Genomic DNA, 16,520 nt, shown 5'->3' with positions numbered 1-16,520 from the left:
CCCTTAGCGGCTAATCTTCATCAAACCCGGAGTTGAACAGCTCGACCACCGCCGCCAGCGCGTTGACTTCGTCGGGGCCGGTCGCTTCGACTTCGATATGCCGGCCCTGGGCGGAATCCAGCATCAGCAGCGCGATGACGCTGCTGGCTTCGGCCTCGGTGCCGCTTTCGTTGCGCAGCATCACCTCAGCGTCGAAGCTTTGCACCAGCTCGAACAGTTTCATCGCCGGGCGCGCGTGCATGCCCAGCTTGTTTTTGATTTCAACCGTCTGTTTGACCGTCATTGTTTACGCTTTTCCAGCGTGCGGTGGCGCGACTGCACGTTCTTGCCGCGTGAGCGGAAGTAATCGGCCAGCTGTTCCGCCACGTACACCGAGCGGTGTTTACCGCCGGTACAGCCGATGGCGACCGTCAGGTAGCTGCGGTTGTTGGTTTCCAGCATCGGCAGCCATTGTTCCAGGTAGCTGCGGGTCTGGTAGATGAAGTTGTGCACTTCGGTATGGCGATCGAGGAACGACGCGACCGGCTTGTCCAGACCGGTCATCGGCCGCAGCTTCGGATCCCAGTGCGGGTTCGGCAGGAAGCGCACGTCGAACACGTAGTCGGCGTCGATCGGAATGCCGTGCTTGAAGCCGAAGGATTCGAACACCATGGTCAGCTCACGCTCACGCTTGCCCAACAGGCGGGTGCGCAGCATTTCGGCCAGTTCGTGCACCGACATTTCCGAGGTATCGATAATCAGGTCAGCCCGCGAGCGCAGCGGTTCGAGCAGATCGCTCTCTTCGTCGATGGCGCTTTCCAGCGACAGGTTTTTGCTGGAGAGCGGGTGCAGGCGGCGGGTGTCGCTGTAACGGCGGATCAGCGTGTTGCGATCGGCGTCGAGGAACAGCAACTGCGGCGAGAAGCTGTCCGGCAGCTGAGTCATCGCGTATTCGAATACTTCCGGCGATTCCGGCATGTTGCGTACGTCGATGCTGACCGCCGCGGAGATATTGCGTTCCGCCAGCGTGTTGGCGAGCTGCGGCAGCAGCACCACCGGCAGGTTGTCAACGCAGTAAAAACCCATGTCTTCCAGCGCCCGCAAGGCGACGGATTTTCCGGAACCGGAACGGCCGCTGACAATCATCAGCACCATGTGGCAACTCCCCTGGCATCGCGGCGGCGTTCATCGCCACCGGTGGAAACTTTGTTATTCCGGCCGCAGCCGGATCCATCATCGTGAAACAGTAGCGTTATCCGGGCTGGAAGTCACGCCGGCCGGGCATCACTCGGTGATGATTTGGTAAAGTTCTTCGTCGCTCTGCGCGGCGCGCAGGCGGCGGCATACGGTCTTGTCGGCCAGGCGTTTGGCGACCAGCGACAGGGTATGCAAATGGGTTTTGCACTGATCGGCAGGCACCAGCAGCGCGAACAACAGGTCGACCGGCTGGTTGTCGATAGCGTCGAAAGCGATGGGTTGGTCGAGACGGATAAACACGCCAACGGCCCGCAGTGTGTCCTCTTCCAGTTTGCCGTGGGGAATGGCGATACCGTTGCCGATACCGGTGCTGCCCATGCGCTCCCGGGTGAGAACCGCGTCAAACACCACCTGCGAAGGCAGATTGAGCTGTTTGGCGGCCAGTTCGCTGATAATTTCCAAAGCCCGCTTTTTGCTGGTGCAGTGTACCGAGCTTTTGGTGCACTCGATGTTTAACACCGAGCTTAATTGCATATATTCGTTGTTCATCTCATCTTCACTTAAAACCGCGCCGCCGGGCGCACCCGGCAAGGCGGTTTTTCGTCGGTTTTAACCCTGATTACCGTTCGGCGCGTCACCCATGCGGGTCACGCGCCGAAGGGCGAGGCTGCGACGGCGGCAACCTCACGGAATGGGTTAGGGTGTCAGTGTTGCTTCAATTTGTCTTTATGTTTGTTCAATTGACGTGCCAATTTGTCGATCAGCGTATCAATTGCGGCATACATATTCTCGTCTTCCGAGGTGGCGTGCAACTCGCCTCCATTCACGTGCACCGTTGCTTCCGCAATTTGCTGCACTTTTTCCACACTTAATACAACATACACCTGATTGATGCGATCAAAATACTGTTCGAGTTTGGCGAACTTGTTGTTCACGAACTCGCGCAACGGATCGGTGATTTCGATGTGGTGTCCGGTAATGTTGAGCTGCATAGTGTCTTCCTTCTCAATAGAGGTCAAACCAACTGTTTGCGTTGGTTCGACGGCGGGATGGACAAAGACTCTCGGTACTTGGCGACGGTGCGCCGCGCCACGATGATCCCCTGATCGGAGAGCAGGGTGGCCAGCTTGCTGTCGCTGAGTGGTTTGGCGGGGTTTTCCGCCGCAATCAATTTCTTCACCAACGCGCGGATCGCCGTCGAGGAGGCTTCGCCGCCGCTGTCGGTATTCACGTGGCTGGAGAAGAAATATTTCAATTCGAAAATGCCGCGCGGGCTGTGCAGAAACTTCTGCGTGGTGACGCGCGAGATCGTCGATTCATGCATCTCCACGGCCTGGGCGATATCCGCCAGCACCATGGGTTTCATAAACTCTTCGCCTTGCTCGAAGAACGCCTGCTGTTGGCTGACGATGCAGCGGGTGACCTTCAGCAGCGTTTCGTTGCGGCTCTCCAGGCTTTTAATCAACCACTTGGCTTCCTGCAGGTTGCTGCGGATAAACTGGCCGTCGGCTTCGCTGCGGGCGCTGTTGCCCAGCGCGGCGTACTGCTGATTGATCTTCAAACGCGGCACGCTGTCGCCGTTGAGCTCGACCGTCCACGTGTTCTGCGTCTTGCGCACCAGCACGTCCGGGATCACGTATTCCGATTCGCCGGTATTGATCGACTGCCCCGGGCGCGGATCGAGCGACTGAATCAGCAGCATCGCTTCTTTCAGTGTATCTTCTTTTAGCCGGGTTGATCGCATCAGGCTGCGAAAGTCGTGGTTGGCCAACAGATCCAGATGGTCGCTGATGATCAGCCGCGCTTCGGCCAGATAAGGGGTGTCTTTGGCGTATTGGGAGAGCTGCACCAGCAGGCAATCGCGCAGATCGCGCGCGGCGACGCCGATCGGGTCGAAACGCTGCACGCGCTTCAACACCGCCTCGACTTCATCGAGGGTCACGTTCTCGTCGCCCAGGCTTTCCAGAATGTCTTCCAGCGGCACGGTGAGATAGCCGGTGTCGTCCACCGCATCGACGATGGAGGTGGCGATGGCGGCGTCGGTATCGGAGAACGGCGTTAGATCCACCTGCCACATCAGGTAATCCTGCAGCGTTTGGGTGGTCTCGCCCTGATAGACCGGCAGCTCGTCGTCGCTGTAGTCGGTGCCGGTGCCGGACGGCGTGCCGGCGGTGTAGATCTCATCCCAGGTGGCGTCCAGCGGCAGCTCTTCCGGCATGTCTTTCTGTTCCAGCGCCTCGCGGGTATCGAGCCCCTCGGTCTCCTGGGTTTCTTTGGCGTCGATTTCGTCGTGCAGATCGGTCTGTTCAAGCAGCGGATTGCTCTCCAGCGCCAGCTGGATCTCTTGCTGAAGCTCAAGCGTGGACAACTGCAGCAGGCGGATCGCCTGCTGGAGCTGAGGAGTCATGGCCAGCTGTTGGCTGAGCCTGAGTTGCAAACCTTGCTTCATAGTCTTCTGTCTACTTCCGTTAACGGTGTCGCCCCGCGGGGCGCGCCGGCGTTCAGAGGCGGAACTCTTCGCCCAGATAAACGCGTTTTACCTGCTCGTCGGCCAGAATAGCATCCGGCGTGCCGTGGGCAATCAGTTTGCCCTGGCTGACGATGTAGGCGCGTTCACACACGTCCAGCGTTTCGCGCACGTTGTGGTCGGTGATCAGCACGCCCAGGCCGCTGTCACGCAGGTGCTCGATGATTTTTTTGATGTCGATAACGGAAATCGGATCCACCCCGGCGAAGGGTTCGTCCAGCAGAATGAATTTCGGGTTGGCCGCCAGCGCGCGGGCGATTTCGACGCGGCGGCGTTCGCCGCCGGACAGCGCCTGGCCGAGGCTGTCGCGCAGATGGGAGATATGGAACTCTTCCATCAGCTCTTTGGCGCGGTCTTCGCGTTGTTCGCTGGTGAGGTCGGGGCGAATCTCCAGCACCGCCATCAGGTTGTCGTACACGCTCAGGCGACGGAAGATCGACGCTTCCTGCGGCAGGTAACCGATGCCGCGGCGCGCGCGGGCGTGCAGCGGCAGCAGGCTGATGTCTTCTTCGTCGATCACGATGCGCCCGGCGTCGCGCGGCACGATGCCGACCACCATGTAGAAGGTGGTGGTTTTACCGGCGCCGTTCGGCCCGAGCAGGCCGACGATCTCGCCGGATTTCACTTTCAGGCTGACGTCTTCGACAACTTTACGGCCCTTGTAGGCTTTCGCCAGGTTTTCTGCGATGAGTGTTGCCATAAGTGATTAGTTACTCTTTTTTTGCCCGTTTTTGTCTTGCAACTGCGACGGTACCAGAACCGTTGTCACGCGTTTGCCTTTGTCGCTGAACGCCTGCATTTGCTGCTGTTGCACCAGATAGGTGATGCGATCGCCTTTCACGTTGCTGTCGAGCTGCTCCAGATAGGCGTTGCCCGTCAGGGTCACCAGCTGGGTCGCCACGTCGTAGCGCACTTTTTGCGCGTGGCCTTTGACCGGCTTGCCGCTGTCCTGCATCTGGTAGAAGGTTACCGGGTTGCCGAACGCTTCAATATAGGTCTTATTCTGATCTCCGCCCGGGCGGGTGACGACCACCTTGTCGGCGCGAATATCGATGGTTCCCTGTTTGATCACCACGTTGTCGGTGAAGGTGCTGACGTTGCTTTGCATGTCCAACGACTGCTTGAGCGAGTCGATGCTGACCGGCTGGCTGGAGTCGGATTTCAGCGCCAGAGCGGGGGCGCTGGCGGCCAAAACTAAGCTGCCGAGCAACAGGTTACGGAGTTGTTTTTTGGTTCTGAATTTCATAGTTGGTCTTAACCTTATCAATCAGCTCAGCGGTTTTGGTCCGCAGGTTCCCACGCATTTTCATGCCGTTAGAGGTAAAATTGGTCCCGTAAAGCGTGACTTCGTCATCGGAGGTGACGTCTTGGGTGACCAGGTTTACCTGAGCGTTGTCCGTCTTAATTTTTTCCAGCTGCGAGGTGGTGGTCAGGCTGTTTACCTCGACGTGACCATACAGATACAGCATCCGGTCTTTAGTCAGTTTGGCGCGATCGGCGCGAACTGACCAGGTGGCCACCGCATTCTCATCGAACAGCGTCATCACCGGCTGGGTGAACCAGCTCAGCTCGCCGGCGGTGTAATACTTCGCGTCTTCCGCCACCAGTTTGTAATTCAGCTTGCCGGCCGGGTTGTACACCACGGTGACCGTGTGCTGGCTCTGGTAGGTCGGATCCTGATCGTTGACCGGGCCAGGGGCCGTGTCGTCGCTGAAGTCCGTCATGTTCCAGCCGATCAGCGCCAGAACGATCACCGTCAACAGGATGGTGATCCACAGTTTGGTTTTACTCATATCGACAGCCCTTTGGCGTCCTCCAGCTTATTTTGAGCCAAAAGAATGATGTCGCACAGTTCGCGCACCGCGCCGCGGCCGCCGGCAATGCGGGTGACGTAGTGGGCGCGCGGCGTCAGCAGCGGGTGGGCGTCCGCCACCGCGACCGCCAGGCCGACCTGCGCCATCACCGGCCAGTCGATCAGGTCATCGCCGATATAGGCGACCTGATCCGCCGTTAACGACAGTTTATCCAACAGTTCGCGGAAGGCCAAAAGCTTATCGGATTGCCCCTGATACAGATGGGTGATGCCGAGCGTCTGCGCGCGGTCTTCCAGCAGCTTGGCGGAGCGTCCGGTGATGATCGCCACCTCGATGTCCGAGGTTTTCAAGCAGCGGATGCCGTAACCGTCGCGCACGTTGAACGCCTTCAATTCTTCACCGTTGTTGCCCATGAAGATCAGGCCGTCCGACAGCACGCCGTCAACGTCGCAAATCAACAGGCGGATGTTCCCGGCACGCGCCATAACCTCTTGTTCTACCGGCCCGTAGCAGGTTTCTACCATACCCATTCCGTTCTATTCCTTAATTAAACGACGCCGGCGCGCAGCATGTCATGCATATGTACCACACCCAGCAACTGGTCGCCATCGGCAACCAGCAGCGCGGTGATGTGGCGTTGTTGCATCAGGTTCAATGCATCGACCGCCAGAATATTGGGGCGCACCCGCACGCCGCCCGGCGTCATGACGTCGGCAATCTTCGCCTCGTGCAGGTTGATGCCCATGTCGAACACCCGGCGAAGGTCACCGTCGGTGAAGATGCCGGCGATTTTCATCAGATCGTCGCAAATCACCGTCAGGCCCAGATTTTTTCGAGTAATTTCCAGCAGCGCATCGCGCAACGAGGCGTCGGCGCTGACGTGGGGCATTTCGTCGCCGCTGTGCATGATATCGCTAACCCGCAGCAGCAGTTTGCGGCCGAGTGCGCCGCCCGGATGCGACAGCGCGAAATCTTCCGGCGTGAAACCGCGCGCTTTCAGCAGCGCGACGGCCAGCGCATCGCCCATCACCAGCGTGGCGGTGGTGCTGGTGGTCGGCGCCAGCCCCAGCGGGCAGGCTTCCTGCGGCACCTTGATGCACAGGTGGATATCCGCCGCCTTGCCCATCGAGCTTTCCGGATTGTTGGTCATACAGATGAGGGTGATCTGCTGACGTTTCAACACCGGGATCAGCGCCAGGATCTCGCTGGACTCACCGGAGTTGGAGATGGCGAGCACAATGTCCTGCGGGGTGACCATGCCCAAATCGCCATGGCTGGCCTCCGCCGGATGAACGAAAAATGAGGGGGTGCCGGTGCTGGCGAAGGTCGCGGCGATCTTGCAGCCGATATGGCCGGATTTGCCCATGCCCATCACCACCACTTTGCCGCCGCAGGCGGCGATCGTTTCGCAGGCGCGGGTGAAGTCTGCGTTGATGTAGCGGTCGAGCTGAGCCAGCCCTTCACGCTCTATCTGCAGCACTTCTTTGCCGGCCTGTTGAAAATCGAAGCCCGGTTGCAACTCAATGTTCGACATACTCATTCCCGTCGGTTTAGCCGAAAGTACTGAAAGGGTTAAAGAACAGCACCGCAAGATACGCAATAAAGCCGCATAATAACAGCGCGCCCGCCAGGTGGCCGATGCGATGCTTGCGGCCGATGCACAGCACGCTCAGCAGGACGCTGGCCGCCAGCATCACCCAGTAATCGCGCTGGAAGGCGGCGGCATCCACGCTACCCGGCGACAGCAGGGCGGGTACGCCCAGCACGATCACCGTGTTGAAAATATTGGAGCCGATGATATTACCAATCGCCATATCATCCTCGCCCTTCAGCGCCCCGGCGATGGACGTGGCCAGTTCGGGCAGGCTGGTGCCGATGGCAATAATGGTCAAGCCGACCACCAGTTCGCTCAGGCCGAAATAGTGTGCAATCACCGTCGCGTTATCGACCACCATTCTGGAAGAGAGCGGCAGAATGATAAACGCCAGCACCAGCCACAGCACCGCCACGGTATTGCTGCTGTCCTGCGGCAGTTCGGCGATCTGCTCCATGGTCAGGCTGTCGCTGCCCTCGCGCTGCGCCAGCCGGGCGATTTTCAGCATCAGCAGGATGAAGCCCGCGGCGGCGGCCAGCAGCAGCACACCGTCCAGCCTGCTCAGCGTGCCGTCCATCAACACGAAACCGCACAATACTGTGACCGCTAACATCAGCGGCAGTTCGCGCCGCAGTATCTCGGAGCGCGCAGCCAGCGGGTGGATCAGCGCCGCCACGCCCAGGATCAATAAAATGTTGGTGATGTTGGAACCTAATACGTTGCCGACGGCCATATCTATCTGCCCGTTGAGCGCGGCGGTGGTCGACACAATCAGCTCCGGCAGCGACGTGCCGATACCGACGATGGTCATGCCGATGATCAACGGCGGCACGCCAAGCGAGCGGGAAATCACGGCAGCACCATAAACTAAGCGATCTGCACCGTACACCAGTAGAAATAAACCAACGATTAATAATGCTATCGCGAGAAACATGCAGGGTCCTTTGTCGGGTATTATCCCGGTTCGTTGGTTAAAGCCGTCAATGCGGCGGTATTGCTTGCCCTCCGTTGCGCGCGTGAGAGCCACAGCAACGGTTTTTCCCGGCTAATAGTTGAACACTTTCGTTTTTTTTCGTTATGGCGCCAATTTTGACCGGGTGGCGCGAAAAAGTAAAACCAATGGCACCATTGGTTGCGAAATGGCAGTAAGTTTTTGTAAAGATGAGACGGATTGTGCCCATTGCTTTAACATCACGGGTAGATTCAGCAAAAGATGAGTCGTAAAGGGTCCATTAACATGCTCCAAAAGGCAGATAATTTGGTCGAAGTGCGCGACATGAGCTTCTCGCGCGGCGACCGACGGATATTTGAAGACATCAACCTGACGGTGCCTCGCGGTAAGATCACGGCGATCATGGGGCCATCGGGCATCGGCAAAACCACGCTGCTGCGTCTGATCGGCGGTCAGCTGGCCCCGGACCGCGGGGAAATTTGGTTTGACGGCGACAACATTCCCGCGTTGTCCCGCCGTCAGCTATACGACGCGCGCAAAAAGATGAGCATGCTGTTCCAGTCGGGCGCGCTGTTTACCGATTTGACCGTATTCGAAAACGTGGCCTACCCGCTGCGCGAGCACAGCAACCTGCCTGAACCCCTGCTGCGCAGCACGGTGCTGATGAAGCTGGAAGCGGTAGGGCTGCGCGGCGCGGCCCATCTGATGCCCAATGAGCTTTCCGGCGGCATGGCGCGCCGGGCGGCGTTGGCGCGTGCGATTGCGCTGGACCCGGAGATGATCATGTTCGACGAGCCTTTCGTCGGCCAGGATCCGATCACCATGGGGGTGCTGGTCAAGCTGATCGACGAACTGAACCATGCGCTGGGCATTACCTGCATCGTGGTGTCGCACGACGTACCGGAGGTGCTGAGCATCGCCGATTACGCCTACATCGTGGCCGATCACCGAGTGATCGCCGAAGGCACCACGCAGCAATTGCAGAACAATCCTGATGCGCGCGTGCGCCAGTTCCTGGATGGTATAGCGGATGGGCCGGTGCCGTTCCGCTATCCGGCCGGGGATTATCAGACCGAACTGCTAGGCTTAGGGAGTAAATAAGCTCATGTTATTAAGAGCGTTAGCGTCGTTGGGGCGCAGTGGCATCAACACCAGCGCCAGCTTCGGCCGCGCCGGGTTGATGCTGTTCAACGCGTTGATTGGCCGGCCGGAACCCGGCAAGCAGTGGCCACTGTTGTTGAAACAACTCTACAGCGTTGGCGTGCAGTCGCTGCTGATCATCATGGTTTCCGGGCTGTTCATCGGCATGGTGCTGGGCCTGCAGGGCTATATCGTGCTCACCACCTACAGCGCCGAGGCCAGCCTCGGCATGATGGTGGCGCTGTCGCTGCTGCGCGAGCTGGGGCCGGTGGTGACGGCGCTGCTGTTCGCCGGCCGCGCCGGTTCCGCGCTCACGGCGGAAATCGGCCTGATGAAGGCGACGGAGCAGATCTCCAGCCTGGAAATGATGGCGGTCGACCCGCTGCGGCGCATCGTGGCACCGCGTTTCTGGGCGGGGCTGATCAGCATGCCGCTGTTGACCATCATCTTCGTGGCGATCGGCATCTGGGGCGGCTCGGTGGTCGGCGTGGACTGGAAGGGCATCGACAGCGGCTTCTTCTGGTCGGCGATGCAGGGCGCCGTGGAGTGGAAAAAAGATCTGCTCAACTGCCTGATCAAGAGCGTGGTGTTCGCCATTACCGTAACCTGGATTGCTATTTTCAACGGGTACGACGCCGTGCCTACCTCTGAAGGGATTAGCCGGGCGACGACGCGTACCGTGGTGCATTCGTCACTGGCGGTGTTGGGATTGGATTTCGTGCTGACAGCACTGATGTTTGGGAATTGATTCGATGCAAACGAAGAAGAGTGAAATCTGGGTTGGGGCATTTATGCTGATCGCGCTGTGCGCCATCGTGTTTATCTGCCTGCAGGTGGCGAACCTTAAATCGATCGGCAGCGAGCCGACCTACCGCGTTTACGCAACGTTTGACAACATCGGCGGCCTGAAACCGCGTTCGCCGGTGAAGATTGGCGGCGTGGTGATCGGCCGCGTGGCGGACATCGAGCTCGATCCGAAAACCTATACGCCGCGCGTGGCGCTGGATATCCAGAAAAAGTACGACCAAATCCCGGATACCAGCTCGCTGGCGATCCGCACCTCCGGCCTGCTGGGCGAGCAATATCTGGCGCTTAACGTGGGCTTCGAAGATCCTGACATGGGCACCACCATTCTGAAAGACGGTGGCACCATTCAGGACACCAAATCAGCCATGGTTCTGGAAGATCTGATCGGCCAGTTCCTGTATAAAAGCGGCGGTCAGGACAGCGCCAAACCGGGAGACGCGGCCGCTGAGCCGGCTGCCGGCGCCGCACCGCAACCCGCTGTTCCAAATCATTAAGAGAGGATACCTGCATGTTTAAACGTTTACTGATGGTGGCTCTGCTGGTGGTTGCACCGCTGGCGAGCGCAGCCGACCAAACCAATCCTTACAGCATGATGCAAGACGCGGCGCAGAAGACCTTCAGCCGTTTGAAGAACGAACAGCCGAAGATCAAGCAGGACCCGAACTACCTGCGTGCCATCGTGCATCAGGAACTGATGCCGTTCGTGCAGGTGAAATACGCCGGTGCGCTGGTGCTGGGCCGTTACTACAAAGACGCGACGCCTGCGCAGCGCGAAGCTTACTTCACCGCCTTCCAGTCTTACCTGGAGCAGGCGTACGGCCAGGCGCTGGCGATGTACCACGGCCAGACTTACCAGATCGCGCCTGAACAGCCGCTGGGCAATGCCGACATCGTGGCTATTCGCGTCACCATCATCGACAACGGCGGCCGCCCGCCGGTACGTCTGGATTTCCAATGGCGCAAGAACAGCAAAACCGGCTACTGGCAGGCGTATGACATGATCGCCGAAGGCGTCAGCATGATCACCACCAAGCAGAACGAGTGGGCGTCCACGCTGCGTACTCAGGGCATCGACGGCCTGACCAAACAGCTGCAGGCCGCCGCGGCGCAGCCTATCACGCTGGATAAGAAAAACTGATGTCGGCAGCGCTCAGCTTCGAATCAGAGCAGCAGACGCTGATCCTGCGCGGTGAATTGGACCGGGAAACGCTGCAGCCGCTGTGGCGGCAGCGCGACGCGCTGATGGCGGATAAAACCGCGATCGACGTGGCGCAACTGCAGCGCGTGGACTCCGCCGGGCTGGCGCTGTTGCTGCATCTGCAGGAACAGCAGCGCCAACGCGGCGTCGCGCTGAAAATTTTCGGTGCCACCGAGCGCCTGAAAACGCTGATCGCGCTCTACAACCTGCAGGCGATAATGCCTGTCGATACCGCCGGTTAGCGGCGTTTTTCGCCGCCCTTGCGTGGTAAAACGATACAAAGCCCCTGTTACGCAGGGGCTTTTTCTTTAGTTTAAGAAAACATCGTATTCCACTAAGATACTAGGCTGTTTATGATCCTTTAGCGGCAGAACTGGATACTATGGAAACCAATGAGATTAAAGACGTGCTGATGCAGGCATTGGCACTGGATGAAGCACATGTGACGGGCGACGGCAGCCATTTTCAAGCGATCGTGGTCGGTGAACTGTTCGCCGGCATGAGCCGCGTCAAAAAACAGCAGACGGTTTATGCACCGCTGATGGAATACATTGCGGACAACCGCATTCATGCCTTGTCTATCAAGGCGTACACCCCTGAAGAGTGGCAGCGAGACCGCAAACTCAACGGATTTTAAGGCTGTTTGCCCTGCCGGGCGGGCAGCTTCAGATTAGATAACAGAGAGTAGTCAGATGGATAAATTTCGTGTGCAGGGTCGGACCCGCCTGAGCGGTGAAGTGTCTATTTCCGGTGCCAAAAACGCCGCCCTGCCGATCCTGTTCGCCGCCCTGTTGGCGGAAGAGCCGGTCGAGCTGCAGAATGTCCCTAAGCTGAAGGACATCGACACCACCATTAAACTACTCAACCAGTTGGGTACCAAGATTGAGCGCAACGGTTCGGTCTTCGTGGACGCCAGCGGCGTGAACGAGTTCTGCGCCCCTTACGATCTGGTGAAAACCATGCGCGCTTCCATCTGGGCGCTGGGGCCACTGGTGGCGCGCTTCGGCCGTGGCCAGGTTTCCCTGCCGGGCGGCTGCGCGATCGGCGCGCGTCCGGTCGATCTGCACATCACCGGCCTGGAGCAACTGGGTGCCGAGATTAAACTGGAAGAAGGCTACGTCAAGGCGTCCGTCGAGGGCCGTCTGAAGGGCGCGCACATCGTCATGGACAAGGTGAGCGTGGGCGCGACCGTAACCATCATGAGCGCCGCGACCCTGGCGACCGGCACCACCGTTATCGAGAACGCCGCGCGTGAGCCGGAAATTGTCGATACCGCCAACTTCCTCAATACGCTGGGCGCTAAGATCAGCGGCGCCGGCAGCGACAAGATCACCATCGAAGGCGTCGAGCGTCTGGGCGGCGGCGTGTATCGCGTGCTGCCAGACCGCATCGAGACCGGCACCTTCCTGATCGCCGCTGCGGTTTCCGGTGGCAAAGTGATGTGCCGCAACACCCGTCCGGATACGCTGGATGCGGTGCTGGCCAAGCTGCGCGAAGCCGGTGCCGATATCGAAGTGGGCGAAGACTGGATCAGCCTGGACATGCACGGCAAACGCCCGAAAGCGGTCACCGTGCGCACCGCGCCGCACCCGGGTTTCCCAACCGACATGCAGGCCCAGTTCAGCCTGCTGAACCTGGTGGCGGAAGGCACCGGCGTCATCACCGAGACCATCTTCGAAAACCGCTTCATGCACGTGCCGGAACTGATCCGCATGGGCGCGCACGCGGAAATCGAGAGCAACACCGTGATCTGCCACGGCGTTGAGCAGCTGTCCGGCGCTCAGGTGATGGCGACCGATCTGCGCGCTTCCGCCAGCCTGGTGATCGCCGGCTGCATCGCCGACGGGGTGACCGTCGTCGATCGCATCTATCACATCGATCGCGGCTATGAGCGTATTGAAGACAAGCTGCGCGCGCTGGGTGCGAACATCGAACGCGTGAAAGGCGAGTAAGTCATTAGCGCCGGCGCGGCTGCGTCGGCAGGATGAAAATCAAAGGGCCGGCTATCAATGCCGGCCCTTTTTTAATTACTGTCTTCCGGGAATTCACCCACCGTCATTTTCAGCGTAATGCGTTTGCCGTCGCGCAGTACGATAACCGGTATCTCGGTGCCCGGCCTGATCTCCGCGACCTGGTCCATGGTTTCCAGCACGGATACCGCCGGTTTGTTATCCACGTTGATGATGATGTCATTGATCTGGAAACCGGCGCTGCTCGCCGGGCCGTTCGGCGTAATTTCGGTCACGATGATGCCCTGCAGGCGATCGATGCCGGAATTGGAGGAGCGCAGCGGAATGATCTCCTTGCCCTGAATGCCGAAATAGCCACGGATAACGCGGCCGTCGCGGATCAGCTTGTCCATGATTTTGGTGGCCAGTTCAATCGGAATGGCAAAGCCGAGACCTTCCGGCGTTTCACCGTCGGTGATTTTGTCATAGGTCAGGGTATTGATGCCGATCAGCTCGCCCAGCGAGTTGACCAGCGCGCCGCCGGAGTTGCCGCGGTTGATTGAGGCGTCAGTCTGCAGGAACGTCTGGCGGCCGGTGGTGCTCATACTGATGCGCCCGGTGGCGCTGAGGATGCCCTGAGTGACGGTCTGCCCCAGGTTATACGGGTTGCCGATTGCCAGCACCACGTCGCCGACGTGGGCAACGCGATTTTTATTGGTCGGGATCACCGGTAAATTGCCGGGATCGATCTTCAGCACCGCCAAATCGGTCAGGCCGTCGGAGCCGACCAGCAGCGCTTCGTAGCGGCGGCCATCCTGCAATACCACGGTGATCTGCTGGGCGTCTTTGATCACGTGGCGGTTGGTGATGATATAGCCGCGTTCGTTCATGATCACGCCGGAACCGAGCGACAGCACGTTGGCGGCGCCGTTCAGGTTGCGGTTGTAGATGTTCACCACGGCGGGCGCGGCGCGGCGCACTGCCTTGTTGTAGCTCACAGGCGTTTCGTCGCTGGTATTCTCGGTTTTCTCTGCAAACAGGCCGTTGGAAGAGCGCAGCATGGGCAGGGCAGCCAACAGCAGGCCGGCAACGATGAGACCGATAACGACAGAACGCAAGAGCTTAGCAAACATGGAGTTTTCGTGGTGTGGTGAACGATGCTCGGAGGATAGCATGAGTTAACCGGGCGCAGTATGTCACCGAGCCCGGTTTTTGCACAAATTAACGCAGCAGCAGATAAATGGTTTCGTTACCGCGTACGATATTGAGCGCCATCACCGGTGGTTTGGCTTCCAGCACCTTGCGCAGCGCGGTGATGCTGTCCACGCGCTGACGGTTGACGCCGATGATCACGTCGCCTTTTTGCAGGCCGATTTGCGCCGCCGTCGAGCCTTTGTCCACGTTTTCCACCTTCACGCCTTTGTCGCCAGTCGGCAGCGCACCGTTGCTGAGGGAAACGCCCTGCAGCGCCGGCGACAGCGTTTCGGCATTGGTCGAGGCGCTCTCGCTGTTGTCCAGCGTGACCGAGACTTCCTGCGGTTTGCCGTCGCGCAGCAGGCCCACTTTGAGGGTTTTGCCCGGCGCGGTGGTGCCCACCTTGGCGCGCAGCTCAGCGAAGCTGCTCACCGGTTTACCGTCGACGGAAACCAGAATATCGCCGGCCTTGATGCCGGCCTTGGCGGCGGCGGATTTCGGCAACACTTCGCTGACGAAGGCGCCGCGCTGTGCGTCGGTGTTGAAGGCTTTGGCCATATCCGGAGTCATTTCGCTGCCCTTGATGCCCAGCAGGCCGCGTTTCACTTCGCCGAATTCAATCAGCTGCTGGCTCAGGTTCTGCGCCATATTGCTCGGAATAGCGAAGCCGATGCCGACGTTGCCGCCGCTCGGTGCCAAAATGGCGGTATTGATGCCGATCAGCTCACCATTCAGATTAACCAGCGCGCCGCCGGAGTTACCGCGGTTGATCGAGGCGTCGGTCTGAATGAAGTTTTCCAGCCCTTCCAGATTCAGGCCGGAACGCCCCAGCGCCGAGATAATGCCGGAGGTAGCGGTTTGGCCCAGGCCGAACGGGTTGCCGACCGCGACGGCAAAGTCGCCGACGCGCAGCTGATCGGAGTCGGCCATCTTGATGGCGGTCAGGTTTTTGGTGTCGCTGAGCTGCAGCAAGGCGATATCGGATTGCTCATCGCGGCCAACCAGCTTGGCGTCCAGCTCGCGCCCGTCGTTCAACTGCACGCGGATTTTATCGGCGTTGTTGATGACGTGGTTGTTGGTCAGCACATAGCCTTTGGTGGCGTCGATGATGACGCCGGAACCCAGCCCTTCAAACGGGCGGGAGCTCTGCTGTTGGCCGGGGAAGTTAGGGCCGAAGAAGCGTTTGAACTCTTCCGGCAACTGTTGACGCTGCACCTGAGTGCCAGCGACATGCACGCTCACTACGGCGGGCAGGACTTTTTCCAGCATCGGTGCCAGGCTCGGCAGCGGCTGCCCCGGAACGGCAACGGGCAGGGCCGCGTTGGCCACCGGTACGGAGCTGAGCGTCAGGCCGAGGCTAATTGCCAATGCACTAAGAATTAAAGACTTTTTCTTCATTGATGATAACTCTCTCAATACCTGCCGATGAAAATTTGATGATAAGGCAATCACCTTGTCATAGTGAAGGGTAAGACCGTGAATTTGCGTGCAAAGTTCAGTAAAGGTAATACGAGGGAAGGTCAAGACGGTAAACGGGGGAAAACCCGCGGGTGGCCCCGCGGGCGAAGGGATATTAGTCGCGGCGCGCGCTTTGGCCGCGCAGCAGGCCGGAGGCGCCTTCCGAATAGTCGCGCGGCATTTCCACCGGCGCCTGATCGTTGTCTGCTTCCGCTTCGGTCAGGCGATAGCGGAACGGATTTTCCTGCATCGGCAGGTCCGGCAGCAGGTTGTTGGAGCTTTTCGCCATGTGCTGATACAGCTGACGATAATCGCGTGCCATGTTGTCCAGCAGCTCGGCGCTGCGGGCAAAGTGGCCGACCAGCTCCTGACGGTACTCTTCCAGCTCGGTTTTGCTCTTGTCCAATTCGTTCTGCAGGACTTGTTGTTGACGTAATTTACGGTTGCCAAAACGCATCGCCACCGCACCAATCACGATACCGACGACCAAACCAATCAGCGCATACTCCCAGGTCATGATGACTCCTATTTTGACTTCGTTGTTCCGCAGGGATTTTTCACTTAATAATATCCACTATAACCGTTAACCTTGTCCGAGTGGAATCCTGATGCGCTTCCACCTAATTTTTACAGGGTTTTCAGCGGCGCCCGCAGCGGGCATTTGTGGCGATAACGGTGCGAATCGGCATCAACTTGCCGCCAACGTTGGCT

General features: G+C 59.1%; 21 protein-coding genes. 7 read left to right on the top strand and 14 right to left on the bottom strand.

What is annotated here, in order from left to right; genetic code table 11:
• Positions 1-10: 10 nt before the first annotated feature.
• The 11 genes from npr to FUU19_RS21335 all read right to left on the bottom strand — a co-directional run bounded on the left by npr (position 11) and on the right by FUU19_RS21335 (position 8,045).
• Positions 11-283, bottom strand: coding sequence for a PTS phosphocarrier protein NPr (gene npr, locus FUU19_RS21385; RefSeq protein ID WP_004937034.1), 273 nt, complete (start codon positions 281-283; stop codon positions 11-13).
• On the bottom strand, positions 280-1,134 hold the full coding sequence (gene rapZ / locus FUU19_RS21380; protein WP_015379177.1) for an RNase adapter RapZ: 855 nt from the start codon (positions 1,132-1,134) through the stop codon (positions 280-282). Before rapZ ends, npr begins: the two co-directional genes overlap by 4 nt.
• Positions 1,135-1,263: 129 nt before the next feature.
• Positions 1,264-1,725, bottom strand: coding sequence for a PTS IIA-like nitrogen regulatory protein PtsN (ptsN, locus tag FUU19_RS21375; RefSeq protein WP_016930212.1), 462 nt, complete (start codon positions 1,723-1,725; stop codon positions 1,264-1,266).
• A gap of 155 nt (positions 1,726-1,880) precedes the next feature.
• The gene (gene hpf, locus FUU19_RS21370) at positions 1,881-2,168 is read right to left on the bottom strand and encodes a ribosome hibernation promoting factor (protein WP_004937038.1); all 288 of its coding nucleotides are present in this window, start codon (positions 2,166-2,168) and stop codon (positions 1,881-1,883) included.
• A gap of 23 nt (positions 2,169-2,191) precedes the next feature.
• Positions 2,192-3,625, bottom strand: a complete 1,434-nt coding sequence (rpoN, locus tag FUU19_RS21365; RefSeq protein WP_197833743.1) for an RNA polymerase factor sigma-54 — start codon at positions 3,623-3,625, stop codon at positions 2,192-2,194.
• Positions 3,626-3,677: 52 nt separating this feature from the next.
• Positions 3,678-4,403: an LPS export ABC transporter ATP-binding protein gene (gene lptB / locus FUU19_RS21360; RefSeq protein ID WP_004937040.1), complete on the bottom strand. Its 726-nt coding sequence runs from the start codon at positions 4,401-4,403 to the stop codon at positions 3,678-3,680.
• A 6-nt stretch (positions 4,404-4,409) separates the two neighbouring features.
• Complete coding sequence (gene lptA, locus FUU19_RS21355; RefSeq protein ID WP_141972400.1) at positions 4,410-4,949, bottom strand: lipopolysaccharide ABC transporter substrate-binding protein LptA; 540 nt, start codon at positions 4,947-4,949, stop codon at positions 4,410-4,412.
• The gene (lptC, locus tag FUU19_RS21350; RefSeq protein ID WP_016930209.1) at positions 4,918-5,496 is read right to left on the bottom strand and encodes an LPS export ABC transporter periplasmic protein LptC; all 579 of its coding nucleotides are present in this window, start codon (positions 5,494-5,496) and stop codon (positions 4,918-4,920) included. Before lptC ends, lptA begins: the two co-directional genes overlap by 32 nt.
• Positions 5,493-6,047 carry a 3-deoxy-manno-octulosonate-8-phosphatase KdsC gene (gene kdsC / locus FUU19_RS21345; protein ID WP_021505108.1) on the bottom strand — a complete coding sequence of 185 codons (555 nt, stop codon included), beginning with the start codon at positions 6,045-6,047 and terminating at the stop codon, positions 5,493-5,495. Before kdsC ends, lptC begins: the two co-directional genes overlap by 4 nt.
• Before the next feature lie 17 nt (positions 6,048-6,064).
• Entirely contained in the window at positions 6,065-7,051 is a 987-nt protein-coding gene (kdsD, locus tag FUU19_RS21340) for an arabinose-5-phosphate isomerase KdsD (protein ID WP_049198526.1), read from the bottom strand.
• Positions 7,052-7,067: 16 nt separating this feature from the next.
• Positions 7,068-8,045 carry a calcium/sodium antiporter gene (locus tag FUU19_RS21335; protein ID WP_025160120.1) on the bottom strand — a complete coding sequence of 326 codons (978 nt, stop codon included), beginning with the start codon at positions 8,043-8,045 and terminating at the stop codon, positions 7,068-7,070.
• Positions 8,046-8,348: 303 nt separating this feature from the next.
• Between FUU19_RS21335 and mlaF the strand changes: the two genes are divergently transcribed.
• The 7 genes from mlaF to murA all read left to right on the top strand — a co-directional run bounded on the left by mlaF (position 8,349) and on the right by murA (position 13,160).
• The gene (gene mlaF / locus FUU19_RS21330) at positions 8,349-9,164 is read left to right on the top strand and encodes a phospholipid ABC transporter ATP-binding protein MlaF (RefSeq protein ID WP_230489664.1); all 816 of its coding nucleotides are present in this window, start codon (positions 8,349-8,351) and stop codon (positions 9,162-9,164) included.
• 4 nt (positions 9,165-9,168) lie between these two features.
• Positions 9,169-9,951 carry a lipid asymmetry maintenance ABC transporter permease subunit MlaE gene (gene mlaE / locus FUU19_RS21325; RefSeq protein WP_004937059.1) on the top strand — a complete coding sequence of 261 codons (783 nt, stop codon included), beginning with the start codon at positions 9,169-9,171 and terminating at the stop codon, positions 9,949-9,951.
• A 4-nt stretch (positions 9,952-9,955) separates the two neighbouring features.
• On the top strand, positions 9,956-10,504 hold the full coding sequence (gene mlaD / locus FUU19_RS21320; protein ID WP_073532022.1) for an outer membrane lipid asymmetry maintenance protein MlaD: 549 nt from the start codon (positions 9,956-9,958) through the stop codon (positions 10,502-10,504).
• 14 nt (positions 10,505-10,518) lie between these two features.
• Entirely contained in the window at positions 10,519-11,148 is a 630-nt protein-coding gene (gene mlaC, locus FUU19_RS21315) for a phospholipid-binding protein MlaC (protein WP_141972404.1), read from the top strand.
• Complete coding sequence (gene mlaB, locus FUU19_RS21310; RefSeq protein WP_141972406.1) at positions 11,148-11,450, top strand: lipid asymmetry maintenance protein MlaB; 303 nt, start codon at positions 11,148-11,150, stop codon at positions 11,448-11,450. Before mlaC ends, mlaB begins: the two co-directional genes overlap by 1 nt.
• Before the next feature lie 140 nt (positions 11,451-11,590).
• On the top strand, positions 11,591-11,845 hold the full coding sequence (gene ibaG, locus FUU19_RS21305) for a BolA family iron metabolism protein IbaG (RefSeq protein ID WP_025304370.1): 255 nt from the start codon (positions 11,591-11,593) through the stop codon (positions 11,843-11,845).
• Positions 11,846-11,900: 55 nt separating this feature from the next.
• Entirely contained in the window at positions 11,901-13,160 is a 1,260-nt protein-coding gene (murA, locus tag FUU19_RS21300; RefSeq protein ID WP_004937068.1) for a UDP-N-acetylglucosamine 1-carboxyvinyltransferase, read from the top strand.
• A gap of 71 nt (positions 13,161-13,231) precedes the next feature.
• On the opposite strand, the gene degS is transcribed toward murA, so the two are convergent.
• The 3 genes from degS to zapG all read right to left on the bottom strand — a co-directional run bounded on the left by degS (position 13,232) and on the right by zapG (position 16,326).
• Positions 13,232-14,290, bottom strand: coding sequence for an outer membrane-stress sensor serine endopeptidase DegS (gene degS / locus FUU19_RS21295; protein WP_019453130.1), 1,059 nt, complete (start codon positions 14,288-14,290; stop codon positions 13,232-13,234).
• 88 nt (positions 14,291-14,378) lie between these two features.
• Positions 14,379-15,749, bottom strand: coding sequence for a serine endoprotease DegQ (gene degQ, locus FUU19_RS21290; RefSeq protein WP_230489662.1), 1,371 nt, complete (start codon positions 15,747-15,749; stop codon positions 14,379-14,381).
• A gap of 175 nt (positions 15,750-15,924) precedes the next feature.
• Complete coding sequence (zapG, locus tag FUU19_RS21285) at positions 15,925-16,326, bottom strand: Z-ring associated protein ZapG (protein ID WP_004937074.1); 402 nt, start codon at positions 16,324-16,326, stop codon at positions 15,925-15,927.
• Positions 16,327-16,520 lie beyond the last annotated feature (194 nt).

It is taken from the genome of Serratia montpellierensis, assembly GCF_020858655.1.
Lineage (GTDB): Bacteria > Pseudomonadota > Gammaproteobacteria > Enterobacterales > Enterobacteriaceae > Serratia > Serratia montpellierensis.
This window is presented reverse-complemented; position numbering and strand designations above follow the sequence as displayed.

What these genes read in the sequence shown, in the direction of transcription:
- mlaD (WP_073532022.1), top strand. Translation starts at nt 9,956, where the DNA reads ATGCAAACGAAGAAGAGTGAAATCTGGGTTGGGGCATTTATGCTGATC.
- mlaF (WP_230489664.1), top strand. Translation starts at nt 8,349, where the DNA reads ATGCTCCAAAAGGCAGATAATTTGGTCGAAGTGCGCGACATGAGCTTC.
- kdsC (WP_021505108.1), bottom strand. Translation starts at nt 6,047, where the DNA reads ATGGGTATGGTAGAAACCTGCTACGGGCCGGTAGAACAAGAGGTTATG.
- mlaE (WP_004937059.1), top strand. Translation starts at nt 9,169, where the DNA reads ATGTTATTAAGAGCGTTAGCGTCGTTGGGGCGCAGTGGCATCAACACC.
- murA (WP_004937068.1), top strand. Translation starts at nt 11,901, where the DNA reads ATGGATAAATTTCGTGTGCAGGGTCGGACCCGCCTGAGCGGTGAAGTG.
- hpf (WP_004937038.1), bottom strand. Translation starts at nt 2,168, where the DNA reads ATGCAGCTCAACATTACCGGACACCACATCGAAATCACCGATCCGTTG.
- kdsD (WP_049198526.1), bottom strand. Translation starts at nt 7,051, where the DNA reads ATGTCGAACATTGAGTTGCAACCGGGCTTCGATTTTCAACAGGCCGGC.
- ibaG (WP_025304370.1), top strand. Translation starts at nt 11,591, where the DNA reads ATGGAAACCAATGAGATTAAAGACGTGCTGATGCAGGCATTGGCACTG.
- mlaC (WP_141972404.1), top strand. Translation starts at nt 10,519, where the DNA reads ATGTTTAAACGTTTACTGATGGTGGCTCTGCTGGTGGTTGCACCGCTG.
- degS (WP_019453130.1), bottom strand. Translation starts at nt 14,290, where the DNA reads ATGTTTGCTAAGCTCTTGCGTTCTGTCGTTATCGGTCTCATCGTTGCC.
- lptA (WP_141972400.1), bottom strand. Translation starts at nt 4,949, where the DNA reads ATGAAATTCAGAACCAAAAAACAACTCCGTAACCTGTTGCTCGGCAGC.
- zapG (WP_004937074.1), bottom strand. Translation starts at nt 16,326, where the DNA reads ATGACCTGGGAGTATGCGCTGATTGGTTTGGTCGTCGGTATCGTGATT.
- lptC (WP_016930209.1), bottom strand. Translation starts at nt 5,496, where the DNA reads ATGAGTAAAACCAAACTGTGGATCACCATCCTGTTGACGGTGATCGTT.
- rpoN (WP_197833743.1), bottom strand. Translation starts at nt 3,625, where the DNA reads ATGAAGCAAGGTTTGCAACTCAGGCTCAGCCAACAGCTGGCCATGACT.
- ptsN (WP_016930212.1), bottom strand. Translation starts at nt 1,725, where the DNA reads ATGAACAACGAATATATGCAATTAAGCTCGGTGTTAAACATCGAGTGC.
- FUU19_RS21335 (WP_025160120.1), bottom strand. Translation starts at nt 8,045, where the DNA reads ATGTTTCTCGCGATAGCATTATTAATCGTTGGTTTATTTCTACTGGTG.
- lptB (WP_004937040.1), bottom strand. Translation starts at nt 4,403, where the DNA reads ATGGCAACACTCATCGCAGAAAACCTGGCGAAAGCCTACAAGGGCCGT.
- rapZ (WP_015379177.1), bottom strand. Translation starts at nt 1,134, where the DNA reads ATGGTGCTGATGATTGTCAGCGGCCGTTCCGGTTCCGGAAAATCCGTC.
- npr (WP_004937034.1), bottom strand. Translation starts at nt 283, where the DNA reads ATGACGGTCAAACAGACGGTTGAAATCAAAAACAAGCTGGGCATGCAC.
- mlaB (WP_141972406.1), top strand. Translation starts at nt 11,148, where the DNA reads ATGTCGGCAGCGCTCAGCTTCGAATCAGAGCAGCAGACGCTGATCCTG.
- degQ (WP_230489662.1), bottom strand. Translation starts at nt 15,749, where the DNA reads ATGAAGAAAAAGTCTTTAATTCTTAGTGCATTGGCAATTAGCCTCGGC.